Raw genomic sequence first — 19,354 nt, 5'->3', positions numbered from 1 at the left:
AAATAATTAGTTTCTCACGCCTGCAGGCAACAAATATATTTTTCCGCTCTCTTGATAAACCATGAGTTTTTGTGCTTGCTTATCATTGACTTCAACTACTACAACTGCTGGCACTTTACTTCCATTGGCATCAGCCTGGTTAATTTCGGATGCCTCTGCATTCAGCACGTTCTTTACAAGAATATTCGCAAGATCTGGATCAGCTTTCCCTATAACACGCGTAGACTGTTCTTCAGTCAATGCGGCATAAATATCAACCAATATTCCTGGTTTTACATTTGCCCCTGCAGATTGCACAAGATCCGTTTTCAACCCGATCTCAACCATACCTTCTTTCAAGCCTAATGCAGATCCATAAGGAGACTGCTCAGCACTCTGAACAAGTTCAGATCGAATTGCTGTCCCCTTTAGAAATCCATATTCTCCGGTATACGTATCCCCAAATTTAATGTCGTCCGCGTTCTTCACAGCGTCCCCTGGAATCTCACTGATCACTTTATCCTGGAATTCCAACATCTCTTTACTGATTTTTGTATGTGGTGGAATGTTTTCTTTGGCTACTATGATTTGTTCAGTCTGAACCTGGCTAGCTACAGAATTCTCAGTCAAGTTATATGCAACCCCTGCCATTACTACACCTACAACCACAATGGATAAGTTCCGGGTGTAGTTGTTCCAAAATTTTTTTAATTTCTTCAAGATTAATCCTCCCTATTTATATACGCTCTCATATGCAATGCTCCGATTAATCGTTACCGGATAAGTGATAAAGGGCAGTAAGAATGAGACATTTGTTTTGAATTGAACCGAAATCCACGGTACATCACTGGAGGTATAGTCAATACTGATATCCATCGATGTATCTTTCATTACCGGGTTTTTCATAGTGGCATCGAGTTTCAAATTTCTGATAAACTCACTTCGAATCGCAGCATCTAAGGATGCTTGGTTCAGCTGTACAAAACCTGATTGTGCATCAGTGACATATCCAGCCTTCACAATTCCAGCGTCTATTGCATGCTCAATTCCACGGCCTGAATTTTCATATACTGAATTAACAACAAGATAGTCGCTAATAAATGCAATCACCAATATGCCAATTAAAATAAGACCTAATACCTTCGGCATAAGTTAATCGCCCTTTCTGATGTATTTATGAGCTAGACCTGATGAGTGTACTTCTATTGATGTCTTGTAATTGACTCCAATTGCTTTCAAGCCAATAATTTCATATTCTTTAACTCTTGCAGTAATCTCCAGCGCATCGCCGCGTTGTACCATCTGAGGTGTAGCTTCGAATTCAACCCTAGCAGGATCAATCCCCATTTTGGTCAATAATGTGTTGAACCGTTGTCTGGTGGCCTCAGTAGATCCATTTTCGACTTTCATTATTTGAAGTGTTTCATTAGCGGCAGTTTTAACATTTGACTTTGTCATTTGATAATTGACAATGGAGACGCTGATCAGCCCTAGAATCGTGAATATAAGGATGGAAAAGAGGAGCCAGAGCCAGCCGTCTCCTCTTTCACTACGTTTAAATTGTTTTAGCTTTTTTATCATGGCATCAAACCGTTAGCTCAATGTGTTCATTTTGCCAAAGATAGTATTCGTGATGAACGTATTAATTTGTTCTTTAAATAACAAGTACACGGCAATAGCCAGCAGAAGCCCGATAAAAACATTAAAGACATAGTTCGGTGTATCACCGGCACCACCACGTCGATCAGCCAAAAACGCTCTACCTTTTTGATACATTTTCAACCCAAACAAATTGATTTTTCCTTTAGACAGCGTGATAACTTTTTTCATTTTAAATTCCTCCATTATTTGTTTTAGTTTATAAAGAATTCATTGCAGCAAAGAGTTTCATCATCATTAAAAAAACAAAGACCAGAACATGTCCGATCATTATTAAGTAAAACCTATTTAATTTTTGAGGATTACCTTCAGTCCGAATCTCCAAGGAAAGTCGATTTAATCGTTGAATATCGTTCTGAATACCATTCAAGTCTTCCTCAGACTCTTTAAAACCCTTTTCCACAATTACATTAACAACAGATACGAAATCATAAATTTCAGGCATGTTGATTGAGTCTGCAAAACGTTGTAATGCTTGTTTTAAGGGCATGGAGTTGAGATCTGCAATAAGTCGATTTAAAAAGTGAGCAAGTAAAGGATGACAACGTTGGCTCACTTGCTCAAATACATCACGTAAAGGTGCACCGACTGCCAAGGCAGTAATCATTCCACTAACCAAAAGAGGCAAATCTTGAATAAGGTCATTTCTACGTTGTTTATCCCAAGTAGTAATCCTTCTCAGACCTTGTCTAAGAAAAATTATTAATCCAGTGGGACCAAACATATAAAGTATTGGTTCGTCTATCATTGCGCCCAGCATGACAGGCAGTAGGGCAACTAACAAAGATTGAAAAAATACCTGAGCAACGTAGACTTCGTATTTTTTTTCAATACCAAGCAAGTTATAGGTTTCTCTTCGCTTTGCACCTAGAACCTTGTCCAGCCAACTTCCAGCCATCATCATGTCGCTGACTCGCCGTACAAAAGGATTTTGAGCCCTCCGTATAGACTCCGCTTGTGTTAAATTCAAGGCCTGTGCAATTCTTGCTGCCTGTTTCTGCTTTTCGAAACTAGGCAAGAGTATTTGCATTAATCCCGCCCCAATGATGAAGCAGCCAACCGCTAAAAACACTGATGAGATCAACTTCTCGCCTCCCTTTCTCGTTAGTTTTTATAAGCATCCCTCCCCTCAAAGTGCATCCAGGTTGAGTCTTAGATACTTGTCTTTCTTCCAGAGTCCAATAACAGCCACAATAAGCATACTGACAATCAAAATTTTTCCTATTGGCGTATCTAACGTAATCCCTTGAGCTGTCGCTTGAGACAATTCCTGTTCCATGTAAGCACAAAACAAAGGGAAGGCAAAGCAAAGGGTAAACGTTACATACGGCTGAAAGAGGGCCTTTTTGTTTTTCATATCAATTTCTGTGAGCAGCTGAATATCACGTACCATTTCCTCAATCGTTTGACGGATCGATTTCACCGATAGAGCATGATAACCATCGTTATAACCCATCAGCAATTTTTCACATAGATCATCAAATTTTCTGAATTTAACTTCGTTCCTTGCCTGCATCAGTGCTCTATCCATAGGTACTCCAAGTCTAAGTGACGTATAGAGACGCTCAAACACTGGTTTAGTAGCACCGGACATAACAGGCAAGGACATGTTTAGGGCTTTCTCTAATGACTTGCTATCCCTCAGCTGTGCCGTAACCAACCTGGCATTCAAAGGTAAGTTAAAAAGTAAATCCTTGCGCTTTGAATACCTATAGTTGCCAATGATTATCCGTGGAACGATAATTCCAACGGCAAGTCCCACTGCAATAAACAAAATGTTGTTCGTGAAATATCCAGCTCCAGCTCCAGCGCCAACGGCAATTGTCAAGATTGAGATATAATGCTTGGGTTTTAAAGCTATACCAGCATCGTTCGCTTCTCTACTCAACTCTGCAAAACCAAAAAACTTTTCCAACCGATGTTCTCTCTGCCGAGTTTCTTTCGTTTTTTTTGAAAACAACGAGAAGGCAGCCCACGCTATTAAAAGACCTGAAAAAAGATAAAGAACCAGGGAGATCATGCTGCATCCCCCGGCTCTCTATGCGCCCACTTTTCAATGATTGCTGGATCAATTTCTTTCTTAACTAATTTTTCTATGAGATTCTCTGACATTATCCCTCCAACTCTTTCATGCTTCTTCGTGGTGAAATTATATTTAAAGATCGTGTTCAGCACAGGTTCTGTTGTTCCGTTAAAGTACAGTAACTCAGCAATCTCAGTTACAACTCGTGGACCAGCAACTGATTTCTCTTGGAAGAAAATCAGATCGATGGAACTTGCAGTCTGGCTAGCAGCAGCAGCCGTATTTCCATTCAATTGAAGGAATCGTATTGCTGCGTCCCTCGCAGTGTTGGCATGAATCGTAGCCCAAACAGTATGACCCGTATTCATACCAATAAGGGCTTGCTCTGCAGCAAACTTATCCCTAATCTCACCAATGCAAATAACTGTTGGCCGCAACCGTAGACTAGTCTTGATGAGTTTATCGATACCATAACTTTTAGACGGATTGTCCTCCACCTCTTTTACCAGGAGCGAAGGGAGATTTGGATAGTCACGATAAGCCATTTTGAAAGCTAAACGCATCTCTTCGCTATCCTCAATCGATAAGATCCTCGTTTTCTTTGGTACAAACAACGGAAAGCGCATTTGATGCGCAGTCTTACCACTATTCGTTGATCCTGCATTAATGATATTTGCTCCAGCTGGTATTACGAGACTCTGGAAATCAATAATCTCTTGAGAAACATTTCCGTATTCAATACAAGCTTCATGGCTGTAAACATCTGGTGGGAACTTACGAATCGAAATAAGAGATGATCCGGCACTAATCCCTTCAAATTTTTCGTTGTCCGCGACGACACATACCCGAAATCCTTGATAATTGGCATCAATTATAGGCTCATTGCTTGAAATGGGTTTACCAATTGGCATGAGAATTTTGTCAATCGTTTGGCGTAAATGATCATTGTTTCGAAACTGGATATGCTCAAGATGCTCCTCAACCCCGTTTTGTTCCACCATCACTTGATTAACTCCGTTAACCTCGATAGAACTGATTGTAGGATCATCAAGCGCTTCCTGTAGCACTCCGAGTTCCGTAATCTCCTTTTGCACCCATTCAATAACAGCTGGGATAGAAGCATTAAATTGATACTCTTTCTGCTCTCTGATGATATCTGCAATGAAATACCTTACTTTCTGACGTTCATGTTCATTCATTAAAGACTTCACATAATCGTCCAGGTGGTTATCCATTAACTTTTGCCGAACATAAGGAACCAGTTTTTGGTCCAATGTTTCTGCATCACTTTGGCTGAATTCACCTGTAAACTGTGTTAGCTTCACCTGATAGTCCAAGTACTCCAATGGATCAATAACTCCAATCGCCTCATCAGACTCATGATCATCAGAAGATACAGCTTCAAGATTATGTTCATTTGGAGCCAGACCATCAATCAACTTCAACATTTTAGAGATATCTTTAGAGTATGTAGCCACACCTTCTACTACCGGAATATTGTGGTCTTCTACAAACAATGCTAATCGTTCTGGTGAAACACCAAAAACCTCTTGAAGTTTTTTATGATGAGTAAAGTTTTGGACAAAATCGGTTGTTTGACCGCTATAAAGTATCGCTGCATCTGCGGAGCGAATCGCAAAATGAGTCATAGGGTGCATCAAAACGCCTTGAGTCAGCATTAATACGTAATCGTAAGTTTCGCGCAGTTGCTTCTCAATAAAAAAAGGAATCTGAATCAGCGGCTGATTCGATTCCAGTTTTCGTATTGTAGGAGATTCCGGCATGGACTTTGGATGAACAATGAGATAGTCAATCCCATTTGATGTCACCATATAGTCGCTCATTTGTTTGAGCTCATTACGCTCGTAGTCAATCATAAATTGATCCATTGATCTTGTTTTTTCAATTTTAGATATTTCTTCAGGCGGTAGTGCGTAACTCATTCTTGGGATACCCAAGCAAGGCGTTTCAATAATTGCCACTTTCCTTTTCTTCATAACCGTTAATAAACGCAGTAGACCTTGAACTGCGTCACCACCAGCCAAGTTAGAGAATGAGATAAATTTAGCTCTTTTTTCCATGATGTACTCCTTTCCTCGTTTCGAGGTAATAATTTAATTTTTTTCTGACTATTCGGATCAAACATTTCTGTTACAATGATGGCCGTCGTTTAAGCCAGCGTTCATTTACAGGCTTTATGAGTGTTAACTTCGCTTTGTTATATGAATTTTTTCTATTGAAACTATTCATTATGCCTATTACACACCAAGCCAGGAAAGATACCCCTGTAACAACTATGAAAAAGATAAACAGCAACAACATGTTTATAATAATGTCTATTGTCATATCATCTTTTTCCTATATCGGAGTCCGCAGGGAAAGTTTGGCCCCGATATTTCAACTTCAAATTCCCCCATTTTTGATGTAACTGCTGGAGCGCCTGTCCAGAGTTCCAAAAGTATTCAGAATTGAATTTCTGAATAAACACATCTAACTCCAAAATTTCTGGCTCAAGATCGATGTTGATCTTTTCATTTAAAGGTTCTTGCAGGAGTTGAAAGGCCACAGCTACAGCCAATTCTGCTTTTAAACCTTTGGTCAACTCCTTCACCTTTTTAAACAGTTCCAAATCTGATTCTGAGTAGTTACGAGACCGCTCGTTTTTAGAAAATTGATACCCGGCATTTTCGAGCAACTTTCCCCAGCGACGAATCGTACTTTCTTTTTGATCGAGCGCAGCAGAGATATCTGTCAATGAATACTCTTCCACTCGGATCACCCCCTCCTTAAATAAAAACGTCGCCTCAACATTCGAGAGACGACGTTCATACGTTTTATATAATTTTGATAATATAAAGATAGCACAGTTTAGCAATAAATTAGTTCGGCTTTAGTTCGTTTTTTGTTCGCATTTAGTATGCTTTTTGTATCTCCGCATTACTGTCCAATAATCCATCCAGATATTCTTGTATCTGATCTTCGCTCCATGCAATCGTATAACCACTATTGGCATGCATAGGTCGTTCTAAAAAACCCTCTTCAGCAAGCAATTGCATGATTTTTAACGCCTTTTCTTTTCGAACACGTAGGTAGTCTCGAATTTCACTTGTTCTTGTAGATCTAATATGACAAATATATTCTTTGGTTTTCTCCATCAAGGCAGATTCATCGGACAAACTACCATCTTCATCATTATCATCATCTCCTATCCATGGCCGCTTCCTAAGACCATGATCGAAATACTCACTCAGTAAACCCTCTCTTACCATTCGTTCAACGTACCTAATATTTTTAGGCATGTCGATCTTCAAATGCTCATTCGTGATAGACATTGACCATCCACCGCAGCGTTTAATAACGGAGACAAAATGATCATACGAGTCTAGTTCTGTATCCTCTTTCAAATCAAACGTGGACTCACAGTTGAAAATTTCACTGCTATCTTGATTAGTGTCCGTTCCAACTACAGCTGCGTTGTCTCTAAATCCACCCTCTAGTGAAGTACTATCGGTTTTTAATGATAACTGCCCTTCCTCAATTACGAGTTTAGAATCCGTACCATGGTCAGTTACATTTCTTGTGTCTTCTCTAGTGTCTTCTCTAGTGTCTTCTAAATTTCGCTTTTCCTCTGTAACCATTTCATTTGGATTATCTAAGATATTATTTTCTTGAATTGTAGAACCAAATTCACTTGATCTACTATTCCAATATCTTTTGGTCTCCTGAATGTATTGAACCATTTCATCATCGTCGCCACTTATTGCAGCAGATTGAAACCTAATCAATTTACCATTCTTTAATTTACAAACACCATCACCTTGTCCTAATAAGGTTCGATTGGCACCCTCTAGAATCGTTCGATAGTCATGTGAGCTTGGCAGCTGAAAAGCTACACGGCTCGGTAAATTGGCTTTAATCAAACCTGTAACTATATCAGCAGATGGTCGCTGAGTACCTAAAATCAAATGGATACCAGCAGCTCGTGCTTTTTGAGCTATTCTTACAATAGAATCCTCAACATCTCCACTGGCTACCATCATCAAATCAGCTAACTCATCAACCACAATAACAATATAGGGAATAAGATCTGCAGGACATAATTTGTTATACTGCTCAATATTTCTAACATCTACAGCAGCAAACTTTTCGTATCTTTGATCCATTTCTACACACATTCTCATTAAAGCTAAGCTTGCTTTTTTAGGATCTGTTACTGTCGGAAGCAATAGATGCGGCATACCATTATAGATTTTCAGCTCTACCACTTTAGGATCTATAAGCAGTAACTTCAATTGTTTGTGCGATCGGACAGATATCAATGATTGAAGAATTGTATTAATGAATACTGATTTACCTGATCCTGTAGTTCCGGCTACCAACAGATGAGGAAGCTTCGATAAATCCATGAAAATGGGATTGCCTGTAGTATCTTTACCATAAACTACTGGAAGTATTGAGGATTCTGAAAACCTGATAAAGCTTGCGGCTATATCTCTTAAATAAACAAAAGCTCTATGTTCTTGAGGTACAACAAATGTAGCCGAGCTTTGAAATTCTCCTGACTCAACGGCGAAACCTTGTGTTAACCCTGTATGATTCGCCAAATCATCTTTCTTTTTTACTAATGTGCTAAGTTGAAGTCCACGCGGCAATTGAAAAGTGATGGATTGTAATGTAGGTCCGGAATTTATCTTTAATATTTTTGGATTTTCATCCATTGTAATTCCTGCCATTTGAATGGTATTGCGGATAAAATCAGGAGCCGTTTCATCCGTTAAAGCTCCACGAGGTACAGGGTTTGGATTAATGGGTAGATAGCTCAGTGGTATGGGTAGTTCAGTATTATCATTTTTATACGTTTGTAGACTGTTCGAATTTACATCCTGGGAATTGTTCTGCATCTCTTCTCTAGATGTAATTTCAGGAACCGTTTGTACAACCGTCGCTACAATTGACTGGCTTTTGTTACCAATCACTTGTACAGTTCCTTTTATTTTTTTATGATTGACCCAAATCCATTTGATTCCAGCAGGCGCACCGACCAAGGCAACCCATGTGACTATGGAGTAACGCGCTACCAATCCGGCCAAGGGTTCCAAAGCTGCGGGTAAACCTAAAAAAAGACCGCCCAAACAAATGGCGGTCGCAATACCTGTAATTCGTGTGACGTATGCAGCAAAACTTTCCTTCTTTTGATAGTTTTCCATATTAGCTATTTCCCTCCTCCTTCAGACATATATCCAAAAAATTCCCGAAGCTGCTTAGAGAAATTATGACCACTTTCTTTAACAAGTGGCCACCAATTGTTAGATTCACTCTTAACAAATATCCAAACTTCAGAAACATTAAGAATAAGCATGATCAGCAGGAAAATCCCAATCCCTTTAAAAAGCCAATCTGGGAGTTTAAACCCGCTGCCAGCTGCCCCATTGACTCCCACATTACCTGTTTTTTTATGTGAAATCCATAAGACGATTGCGATAACAACAATCACCATTCCCAACCTAACCACCGTCCAATGCTGATATTATTTTGTAAAACGTAGATACACCTCTCCACCAGTCACCATGACCTGCATAAGCGCCTGATGGGTTGTCTTTAGCAGACAACCATTCAATAGGATCTCTACCTTCTGGTCTATTTTTGGACAATTTAATTATCGTATTTGCTGCAATTTTTGCAGCTTCTTCAGTATTTAATTTTGAACCTCGCCCGCTACACCAACAACCGAAAACGTTCCACGGGTTACGCATGATTAATTCAGCTTGATTGTTTGATCGTGGAACAAAACTTTGCTCTTGTCCTGGAATCGCAAGCAATAAATGCGGATCCACATTTTTCTCTTTTCCCACGCGATTTAGCATTTCGAGAATCGATCGATCCGCGAAGGAAGAGTTTTTTTTCTGCAGATATTTCATCGTGGCCTCAATATTTAAAGGCTTGTATACAAAGATATCCAAATTGTTTACCTTACTTGGCCCAGATGATCCAGGAGGCTGCACATAATTAAGAGGATTGACGGACGAACCATTTTTCTCAATCTGAAAGTGTAAATGCTCCCCAGTTGAAGTCCCGACCTGACCATATCCTATTCGACCTATCCTTTGACCCTTGGTTACTACCGATCCTGGATCTACATCCATCGCAGCCTCCAAATGGCCATACTTGGAAACCAAACCATTACCATGGTCAATATAAATAGCTTGACCGTAGCCACCAACCGGACCAGCGACTGTAACTGTACCTCCGGCCATAGCATAAATAGGCTGACCTCCTGTTTTCCCTGGTCCAGCTGCTATATCAATACCATGATGCATTTTACCCCTTACACCGGTAACTGGATGGATCCGAGTGCCATACTCAGAGGTCATTCGAGCGATTGTAGGCACCGGCCACATATAAGCTTGTCCATCGCTGTCTAACTGAGATGGTGTATCCCAGTCAAAATTCTCACTAGCATTATATTTATGAGACAACTGATCCTGGTTCGACATAATTAAAAAAGGTGTAAATATTAGCAGTGCAACAATTGCCACAGCGAATATTACACCTATGATAATGATTAGCATTGGACTTAAAGATAGGAGCAACCTCCAGAATCCAAACTTTTTAAAGGTAGAGTTTGTTTTTGCACTTTCCATAATCAGCCCGTCTTTTTAAGACCGCGAGTTTTGTAGAGAGCTGCCTCTTCAGGTGGCACATGCATAATCAGCTCATCATAACGTTTATGATGCTGAATGATATAACGATTGGTACCTTCATTCTCGGCAATGCGTTCCTGTATCTCAATAGGAAAATCCACATGCTGCGATAGTTTACGTAATGCAGATTGTTCCATGTAGAAATAAACGCGATGATTCGTATTCTCAAACATTCCAATACCCTCTGAGGTATCCAGCATAATAGCAGGCGAATTACCGGCAAGAATCATCATGCCATTTTGCTTCCGAATTGCTGTGTACCAGTCAAATACGTAACGCCTTAGATGTTTATTTCTTAACTGCCTTTGTCCTTCATCTACTAATACTGCTGAAAATCCTTGACCCATAATCTTGAGCAAATGAATATTGGCATTTACAATATCAAAACCCATAGACATTTTTATTTGAGCTTGTTTAGTTTGTTCATCTACTTCTTCGTCGCTCTCACTATCCGTTTGCCCACTACCTACGCGGAACACAACAAGAGGCGCATCATGATTGAAGTCCCAATGTGCTTCTTTTCCAAACATATCATCGTAGACACCAATAAAGTATACCTTGACTCGGTTGTACACCTTTTTAGCATCGTCATTTCCTTCAATGGCTCTTAATTCTAGTTGGCGAAATGCTTCATGAATTGTCGGCCTTGGCCCGTCGTAATTTTCCCATGTATCCGGATTACGCTTGTCAATGTTGGCTAATTTGTATACTGCTCGAATAGCCTCACCTACTTCGTATACCTCTTCCCTACTCAATCTCTCAGCAAGTAGAGAAAATGTCCGTATACCACTGCTAATCGCAGATTTGTATCTGTTTTTATTGTATTTAATAGAATCGCTATCGATCTCTTTAATCCTCGGCATAATGGTTAGAGGTTCAAAATATAAACCTTCGTCAGTCATCTGATCCATGTAGATACCGCCGACTGCTTTACACAGATCCTCCCATTCTCCATCTAGGTCAAATACAAAACATACGACACCTTCATCCACCAGTGATACGACTAGCGCCTTCAAAAAGAAGCTCTTTCCTTCACCCGTTTTCCCGAATACAGCAACATTTTGAGCTCTAGGATCATTAGGATCACATAAATTTATGAAGTAGAAACCACCGTCTTCAGTTCTTCTTCCAAAATACATCCCTTCCTCTTCTGAAAAGGAACCCCGTGTCATGGGATATGTTCGCGCGGCTATATAGTCAAACGTAACTTGACCATAATGTTTTTTATTAAAGAACTCACTGTTTTCTGAGTAGATGTCTTGGACTGGAGCGACTTGCCGCATAGCTTCGAATTGTTCACGGTATAAATTATCAAGTTCTCCTGAATGATTCCTGAACCATGATTGTAGACTTGCTTCAGCAGCATCTAATTTATTCTTTTTATCAGCAGAGATAGTTAAAAACGTCTGTATGTCCAGGATCTTACGATCATCATCATTTTGGCCATCTCTCAGAGCTAGGATAGTTTGTCTTGCAACTACCTCTGCTTTGCGAGCAGGATCCATTTCACTTGCAGTTTTCAGATTTTCATCCAATCGAGCAAGCTTATTTTTCATTTTGAAATCGAATTTCATTTCTGTTGGTGCATAACGGATGGTTTTACGTAGGGTCGCTCCATTCCGAGAAACAATGGTGTCTAATCGATCCAAATATCCTACAAGAATTGAAGGATGATATTTCTTAATCATGAGGACACGCACATGATGCCCGGTATGCTTATCTTTACCTTCAATAATTGGATTCACCAATAGCTGTTCTGGTTCGTTTCTCCATTCTTTAATTATACGTTTCGCATAGGTTAGCATTGCTCAGATGTCACCTCCATCATGTGCTCACAAAAAATAGACCTTAACTCTGGATCAAGAGTAAGAGGTCTACCTTGGTAAAGCGATTTATTAGCGTTTGTATAGTAGGGTGTTATAGCGTAAAACTCCTTTGAATAACGCTCCTTTATAAGTTGAGACATAAATTTAGTCATTGTTTCATCGGTCTGATTTAACCAGAAGCGACCTGACCACTCACTATTAGATAGCTCAAATTGCAACCAGTGATGGTAATCACAATCAAGAACTGCTACAAGCCCATACTTTTCCTCAAGTGCTGGTCGATCGGGATAACCCCATGGCACATCGATAATTACAATTGAATCTACAGCAGCCGCATCGATGCAACTCACGATTTCTTCAAAAGTAGGATAATGTCCAGGTATTTTGATTTCTAGCTGTTCAGGCGAGTGCCTTGTTTCCCAATTTTCCCATCCTTCTGATGTTGAAACTTTTTTTGGATTTAGAACAGTGAGAGTTCCACGATCAGGAGATAAGTCAATGAGTACAGTACGATAGCCTGATAAGCTCGTAGACACGGCTAAATTTGAAGCAAGAAACGTAGTTCCTGTTGATCCTTTGGATGTTAATGCAGTAACGGCATTAGGAATTACGCTAAGAGGAACCACATCCTTTTGATTACTAGAAGATTCGAGAGCGATCTCATCCGGATCAGAATGCCTTACCGGTTCAATAATTGTAGCCTTTCGTGACCTTTCAAACCATTTCACCTTTAATTTCAGCACATTTAAATTTAGAAGTAGATCTCGTATTGGCTTCTTCTCATTCTTGGATTCTGTAATATGAACACTTTCTTGCTCCTCTTGTTCTATTAAATCATCAGAAGAAGCATCTTCATTACTTATTTTTTCTTTTTTTCTTAGAACCAAAATCCGCTTAAACAACCCTAAAATCGCGTTTAGCGGTCTTTTCCGATTAACCTCACCTTTTGTAGGGATAGCCCTTAAAGCTGTCTCTACGGTGTCTTCTGGTGTTTCTGATGTATCCTTATCTGAAAGTTCTAGAGTTCCATTCAATTCCTCTTTACTTACAGCCGTCTCATCCACCTGTTTTCTAGATATCATTTGAGCAAATCGTTCGTGCAATTTGGCCACTTTTGTATCAGTAGATTCATGATCCGCTTCATGTTGATCTGATTCTTCTTCCCATCCACCTCCAGACACCTTCCATTCCTCCCACGCTTTGTTGTGTAGCCATCGGCTTAGAATCTCTGGAACTGCAAACCCAGAAAGTATATTAACATCATGACCGGACCGTTCCAGATGAACAAAAATACGTTCTTTCTTTTGTCGAAGCTCTGTCATAAAGCGATTTCTCTTCTTTTCGGAGTTACTAAGTTGATCTTCTTCGTCTTGTTCTATCGTAGATACATTTTTCTCGTCAATACTTAATGTCACCGTGTATTCGCTGCGTTTGGCTTCACCAGCGTTAGCAAGATCCTCCCATAAATCTATTCGGCCATTTCTTAACATTTTTATGCCATCATTGACCGAAGCCGTATGTCTTTTTTGTTCCCAAAAGTCATGTCGAAAGTCAGGAACTGTTTCAGAAGTTACGCTTGCAGTGAAACCTTCCATGACTAGGCTTCGCAAAAACATTTCATATTCCTGAATACGGTTTTGCTTCTCTTTATAGAGAGAAGTATTCCAGGGCATTGCGCCCATAGATGCAACGATGTGTACACGCTTATTGTTTTTGTTACGGTATATCCAGCTGTCTTCTTCCGTACCTAGCTGTTCGATAAAAGCGGCCACATCTCCATTTCTCTTCTGTCGGATATATCTAATAAATCGTTTGCGACGATAGGGCCACTTCTTCATTCTACCAACAAGGTTAAATACGAAGACTAGTGCTATCCAGATTCCCTTGAACCAAATGGAAAATGGAAAAACATAAACCATAAGAAAGCCCCAAACTAACGTATTAATCACAATCCAAACGATGTCCGTTAGCGTTAATCCTAGAAACTCAGCATCCTCCCGTATATCACCCAAGACAGTGACACGAAGGAGCTGATCCTCTTTTTCTTGAAGTTCTTTGCGCTCTTCATTTGAACTCATTTTTTCTCACCACCTCCAACTCCCTTATTTTCAGGTTTTTTTTTGGTCTCTGGTTTACTCCTAGTTTCCGGTCTAGTCTTTCTTTTCTGGCTTGCATGCTTATGACGCATTTCATTTTGGAATGCTTCATAGCTGCCCATATCCAGACCGTTCAAAGGCGGTTGTCCATTCATCACTGGAACCCCATCTTTAACCACATAAGTTTTACCATTACGAGCTCGCCAAAACGGAGTCTTATCCTTTCTATACTCATCAAATGATTTAACAAATTCTTTTTTATGTTTTTCCGGAACATAGACGTGAGATCCATCTTTGCCCAATTCAATCTCTTTAGCCCATTCCTTGCCTGCATGATCTTTCCATTCAGTTATCATCTTCTCAGCAAACTGAGCATTCTTTGGAAAGTCCATTCTGGTTTTATTAGTAAGGTTCGAAATCATTTCTTCCATGACATGCTGAATATCCTCTGCATGTTCTTTAGGGATCCAAAGCTTGTCATTCTCCATTTGCAAATCATCAACCCAATCAAACTCATCTGATCGACTGGACATTTCTTTGTACATCTGGTTTGCATCTGCTGGAGATAGATTCGTCTCAACATGATATGGTAACGCCTTTTCTACCGCTTTCAGGGCTTTCTCTGCGCCTTTTGTTTCTTCAAGCATCATTGGCTTACCTGTCTCCATTTGGACTGCTAGACCATCTTTCTCAAAGCTCTCCTGGATAACGGAAACGTCTACACCGGCTTTCTGTAAAGACTCATAGACATTATCAGCCACGTCAGGTATAAATAATTTTCCTGTGTGAGTGCTCCACCGAATTCCTTCTCTTTGCTCCGATTCCAGACTTGCGAGCTGTGCTTCTACTGTTTTTTTATCGTCACCCTTGATATCAATCACAGCTCCAGCTGCAAAACCCTTTTCTACAAGTTTTTTCTCCATGTTCTCGGTAGAAACAAATGTTTTAGCAGTACCCAGCTCAATATCATTTTCCTCAACCGAAATAATATTATTGCTTTCCTTCACCCAGGTTTCAGGTTCTTTATATTCCAAATTCCGCATGGAATCAGATATCCCGCCTGTTAACCTCGACGCAATACTATCCGCAGTAACACTCCTTTGATTTTTTATCCTTTCAGCAGTATCTCCTAGGTTTCTAGATGCATGTTCTAAGTCTGATGCTCTCTTTTGTAGTCCCTCGGATCCGAAGCGCTTACCCATGTTAGATAAGGATTCTGAGGTTTTCACACCAAACTTACTAAGACCCTCTACAACATTTGCACCATTCAGAGAGATCGGATTTTTAATCGCACTGAAAAGTGGCTTAATCCATATAAAGTAGATTGCGAAGAGTAACATTAAACCCATAAATAGAGCAAGCAATACGGGAGGGATACCTAAAGCAGCAAAAAAGCCTTCTCCTTTAGACCATTTGGATTGTTGCTGTACAAATATTGCCCAATATATAGCACATAGAAAACCAGTAAATAACGTTCGGATATACAGATTAAGAAATCCAATCAAGGTTTCATATTTTCCAGAAAATGCAGCATAAGATATCCATCCTGGTACCAGAACAGCCATCAATATGAGCACTAATTGTTTACCTACAACAACTAAATAGAATGGGAGAACAATGAATAAGGAATAGCAAATTAGAACAAATACTCCACCAGGTGTTTCAACAACCACTTGCCCTAATGTTTGACCCGCATATGTTGGATCAGTAATACCTTCCACGCCTACAATAAGTGCTTTAAGGATTTGTTGGCCATCTAAACCTTGATATATAATTCCAGACGTTCCTAAGGCACCTTGCAGCATATTTTGAGTACCCATATTGATTAAAACATTGATGATATTCAAGATGGTTAAACTTATAAAATTGATAACGAATGCACCAATAAACGTTTTTAAAATCGTTTTTAATGCGGCCTTTCCTCGGTATACTTGAATAGACAAAAACAAGACAGCTAATAATATAGCAACCATTGCAAGAATCATAAATATGGACCAGGTTGACCAAACACCATCAATCTCGGCTACTTGCGGTGTAAATAGAAAACCCTTTGAAAATGCATCGTACAATGGAGTTAATGCATCGTCTGTCATAAGAACAATGAAACCAACGATAGCTTCTTTAATAAGCTTTCCAGACATTAAATCTTTGAAATTTTGAATCATATTGTCGATCTTCTCAATGAGATCAATAACCCAGTCTGGTATGTACCATTTGTCTGAGCCCGATCCAGATTCAGACTGGACTTCCTCTCCTGATGGTGGTTGTGATGTACTTGTGTTGGAACTTGTACTTTGCACCTCTGAAGCCGCTGCGTTATAAGGTACAAAAGATGTAATGAACGCAAAAATAAGAATCATTACAACTCCAATGCGTTTAAGTTGTAAATTATTCATAATGTCCCCCATGATTGAAGCAATTTGTACATTTCTGAACCAAATGCAAAGAGAACACCGGTGGAGTAGAATATGATCACAAACAAGCTACCTACCATTTGAATCCAGAATTTTTTGTTTTTCAAAGATGCTCTTCCTAGAGAGACTGAAGCCATATATAGAACAAAGGTATATATCCACCCTACAATCGCGACCACAAATATAATGGTTCCTATAGTACCTGCGAAAACAAGTACCCAATTTACTGTATCCACAGCGTTCGGATCTACGACGTATACCTTTTTCAATTGATCTAAATACTGAGCATTAGGATCCACCGAATCATTACCTGAGTCTTCTGGTATATAGGCAAGATACAAAATAGCCACTCCTTAAAAAACGGCGTCCTTTTGCAAGGACGCCGCTTGATAGTTTACTTTATTCTGTCGGACCAACGAGATCCTGCTTATCTGTCCAACTGAAAATGGATTCAAGTAAAGCGAAGAAAGATCCGTTAATAATTAAGAAGATAATCAATAATGATATTCCGTTTTCTATCCAGAACCATTTGTCCTTTAGGGATGCTTTTCCTGTTGAAACTCTAACGATTCTCCATATAATTCTACCGATTAAGAAAAGTAACCCTGCGAATACGATAAGAGAAATCACTTTACCCAAAGGAGTAAAGAAGAAATTCATTCCGTTTATAATACCAAAGTCGATTTTCACCTCTTCTTTGATCTTAGTCATTGGATTACTTTCATCTGCAAAGGCAGAAAGCGGCAATACAAATAAGCTCATGATCATGATCATGAGCGACATCCATGTTTTTTTCATATAATAATTCCTTTCTTCTTATGGGAGAAGTTTGCTGGAAAGCATCAAACCGAAGTCATGGAAATTCCGACTAATCAGGATCATCCAAATACATATGCTGGCGATCCAACAAAACCGCGAGATCCAGCTTTCCGTTTGGCCTCCGTTGTGGAAAAGTTTTAATGCCACTTTGAACTTGGGAATTAATAACGACGATATGCCCTCCCTCCCAAAACAATCCCCCACCAGATGAGCCCACCATCCTACGATAAATCCAAGCATTAATGCCTGAACCATGATGCCTTGTTCACCGCTAAATAGCCATAAGCTATAACTCAGCAGTAGTGCAAATTCAGGTGAATGTATGACACCTCTATGCTTAACGAATGGCAATAGCAAAAATGAGCAGCCGGCAACAACTGAAACCCAGTGCCAATCATTCTGACTATATCCCCAAACCAACATTACACCGAGTCCGATCAATACAATAACCCTCAGCCTGGCAGCCAGTGAACAAATTAAACCGGCACCGATCCATAGTGGTGCACTATGTACCAACCATTCTGGCGTGGGTGATACGTTAAACTTAGCCCATCCCCAAATCAATGTTCCAATAAAGAGGAAACACATCGCCAGAAAACGCAATCTCGCCCTCCGTTTAGCAGAAAATTGAATGAGTTGACTGGCCGTGCTCGTTTTATGATCAAAATCGGGTGAAAACCCACCCGCAGCTGCACCTAGAATAAGGGCTATAGACGGTAGCAAACTCGTCGCTGCATTAATGGATGGCAACATAAGTAATACTCCTGTTCCAGCTGCAATGGCAGAAGCTAAATGTCCCTTTTTATTCATCTCTTATCTCACCTCCTCTCCCAGCAGAACTCACTCAAGCTAAGCTAAAAAACCGAATAGTTTTCGTTTTCTTTTTTGAGGTAGTACAGGAGATAAAATCCCTTGTAGAGTTTCGTCCTCGTCATCTTGGACTGAAAAGGGTTCTGTGTAACACGGCACATTAAATACGGGTCTACCTCTTAATATGCTTTGCATTTGTTCTCTAGCGTCATTTGTCGCCAAAGGTAATACGATTCTCCAGCGGTCTTGAGGAAGATTGATGTTATTGCGACAGAAGGTAACTATCTCAATGGTTCTCCAACTACTTCCAGATCCAATGAGTACCGGCAGGTCCGCATTCGCAAATATCTCTATACTGTCAGCCATGCCCTCAATCCGTCCTAAATCGATAATGAAGTATGTAAAGTCTTGAGCCACGGATTTGATCTGACTGTAATCCACATCACCTTTAAATAGAGTTACGTTCCCTACCTCGAATCTTGATCGTTCCGTGCCCCTATCGCCATTCAAAACAAAATCATAAAATCCAAAACGTGGGTTAGGCCCTGCTTCCCAAACACCGACTGGTTTTCGCGTGGTATAAGCTAGATATTGAGCTAACATCAAAGAAGTATGTGTACTACCGGCTCCATCGTAGACCCCGCCAACTGCGATAAATGTAGTCCTCGTAGGAAAATCAAAGGTACGTTGGTCTTCTTCTTTTTCCGCTTTCTGATCGTTTGGCACAACTAAATCGTATTCTTGACCAATTTCTTCAATCCAGTTTTCATATCCCCATACATGTTTAACACCATCCGCTGTATATTTACGAAGCAATGTTGAGGATAGGGCATTCACAAGAACAGCCAAATCAATGCTGTATTTACTTGCTTCTTTTAAAACAGAGTAAACATCATCTTCTCGTACTAAAATTAAATCTGGACGACTTAGTTGAAGTGATTTTTCAAGATCTTCCATAGAGTTTGATTTAATAAATTTGATATTTGGATACGTCAATTCATTGATATCCAACTGAAACAAAATAACG

The 19,354-nt window shown here is 39.8% G+C and carries 18 protein-coding genes; all 18 read right to left on the bottom strand.

Going from position 1 to position 19,354, the window contains the following annotated elements; translation table 11 throughout:
• Positions 1–6: 6 nt before the first annotated feature.
• Positions 7–699 (bottom strand): RcpC/CpaB family pilus assembly protein, encoded by a 693-nt coding sequence (locus tag V6668_RS32015; RefSeq protein ID WP_338709190.1) that lies wholly within the window; start codon positions 697–699, stop codon positions 7–9.
• Positions 700–711: 12 nt separating this feature from the next.
• Positions 712–1,128 carry a hypothetical protein gene (locus tag V6668_RS32010; RefSeq protein ID WP_338709189.1) on the bottom strand — a complete coding sequence of 139 codons (417 nt, stop codon included), beginning with the start codon at positions 1,126–1,128 and terminating at the stop codon, positions 712–714.
• A gap of 3 nt (positions 1,129–1,131) precedes the next feature.
• Positions 1,132–1,560 carry a DUF4320 family protein gene (locus tag V6668_RS32005; RefSeq protein ID WP_338709188.1) on the bottom strand — a complete coding sequence of 143 codons (429 nt, stop codon included), beginning with the start codon at positions 1,558–1,560 and terminating at the stop codon, positions 1,132–1,134.
• A gap of 12 nt (positions 1,561–1,572) precedes the next feature.
• Positions 1,573–1,809, bottom strand: coding sequence for a hypothetical protein (locus V6668_RS32000; protein WP_338709187.1), 237 nt, complete (start codon positions 1,807–1,809; stop codon positions 1,573–1,575).
• Between the two features lie 28 nt (positions 1,810–1,837).
• The gene (locus tag V6668_RS31995; RefSeq protein WP_338709186.1) at positions 1,838–2,722 is read right to left on the bottom strand and encodes a hypothetical protein; all 885 of its coding nucleotides are present in this window, start codon (positions 2,720–2,722) and stop codon (positions 1,838–1,840) included.
• A 45-nt stretch (positions 2,723–2,767) separates the two neighbouring features.
• Complete coding sequence (locus V6668_RS31990; protein ID WP_338709185.1) at positions 2,768–3,658, bottom strand: hypothetical protein; 891 nt, start codon at positions 3,656–3,658, stop codon at positions 2,768–2,770.
• Positions 3,655–5,742 (bottom strand): ATPase, T2SS/T4P/T4SS family, encoded by a 2,088-nt coding sequence (locus tag V6668_RS31985; RefSeq protein ID WP_338709184.1) that lies wholly within the window; start codon positions 5,740–5,742, stop codon positions 3,655–3,657. The genes V6668_RS31990 and V6668_RS31985 overlap by 4 nt, the downstream gene beginning before the upstream one ends.
• A gap of 266 nt (positions 5,743–6,008) precedes the next feature.
• Positions 6,009–6,431 (bottom strand): MerR family transcriptional regulator, encoded by a 423-nt coding sequence (locus V6668_RS31980; RefSeq protein ID WP_338709268.1) that lies wholly within the window; start codon positions 6,429–6,431, stop codon positions 6,009–6,011.
• A 142-nt stretch (positions 6,432–6,573) separates the two neighbouring features.
• Positions 6,574–8,868 carry an FtsK/SpoIIIE domain-containing protein gene (locus V6668_RS31975; protein ID WP_338709267.1) on the bottom strand — a complete coding sequence of 765 codons (2,295 nt, stop codon included), beginning with the start codon at positions 8,866–8,868 and terminating at the stop codon, positions 6,574–6,576.
• A 5-nt stretch (positions 8,869–8,873) separates the two neighbouring features.
• Entirely contained in the window at positions 8,874–9,164 is a 291-nt protein-coding gene (locus V6668_RS31970; protein ID WP_338709266.1) for a hypothetical protein, read from the bottom strand.
• A gap of 1 nt (position 9,165) precedes the next feature.
• A complete protein-coding gene (locus V6668_RS31965; RefSeq protein WP_338709265.1) occupies positions 9,166–10,302 on the bottom strand; it encodes a M23 family metallopeptidase in 1,137 nt (378 codons plus the stop codon).
• A gap of 2 nt (positions 10,303–10,304) precedes the next feature.
• Positions 10,305–12,167, bottom strand: a complete 1,863-nt coding sequence (locus tag V6668_RS31960) for a helicase HerA domain-containing protein (protein WP_338709264.1) — start codon at positions 12,165–12,167, stop codon at positions 10,305–10,307.
• Positions 12,161–14,266 (bottom strand): hypothetical protein, encoded by a 2,106-nt coding sequence (locus V6668_RS31955; RefSeq protein ID WP_338709263.1) that lies wholly within the window; start codon positions 14,264–14,266, stop codon positions 12,161–12,163. The genes V6668_RS31960 and V6668_RS31955 overlap by 7 nt, the downstream gene beginning before the upstream one ends.
• Complete coding sequence (locus V6668_RS31950) at positions 14,263–16,680, bottom strand: hypothetical protein (protein WP_338709262.1); 2,418 nt, start codon at positions 16,678–16,680, stop codon at positions 14,263–14,265. Before V6668_RS31950 ends, V6668_RS31955 begins: the two co-directional genes overlap by 4 nt.
• Positions 16,677–17,039, bottom strand: a complete 363-nt coding sequence (locus V6668_RS31945; protein WP_338709261.1) for a hypothetical protein — start codon at positions 17,037–17,039, stop codon at positions 16,677–16,679. Before V6668_RS31945 ends, V6668_RS31950 begins: the two co-directional genes overlap by 4 nt.
• Before the next feature lie 58 nt (positions 17,040–17,097).
• Positions 17,098–17,496: a hypothetical protein gene (locus V6668_RS31940; protein WP_338709260.1), complete on the bottom strand. Its 399-nt coding sequence runs from the start codon at positions 17,494–17,496 to the stop codon at positions 17,098–17,100.
• A gap of 18 nt (positions 17,497–17,514) precedes the next feature.
• Positions 17,515–18,327, bottom strand: a complete 813-nt coding sequence (locus V6668_RS31935; RefSeq protein WP_338709259.1) for a metal-dependent hydrolase — start codon at positions 18,325–18,327, stop codon at positions 17,515–17,517.
• Positions 18,328–18,366: 39 nt separating this feature from the next.
• Positions 18,367–19,338: a hypothetical protein gene (locus V6668_RS31930; protein ID WP_338709258.1), complete on the bottom strand. Its 972-nt coding sequence runs from the start codon at positions 19,336–19,338 to the stop codon at positions 18,367–18,369.
• Positions 19,339–19,354: the final 16 nt, after the last annotated feature.

It is taken from the genome of Paenibacillus amylolyticus, assembly GCF_036894225.1.
GTDB lineage: Bacteria > Bacillota > Bacilli > Paenibacillales > Paenibacillaceae > Paenibacillus > Paenibacillus amylolyticus.
The sequence above is the reverse complement of the archived record's forward strand: the minus strand, read 5'-3'. Positions and strand labels throughout refer to the sequence as shown.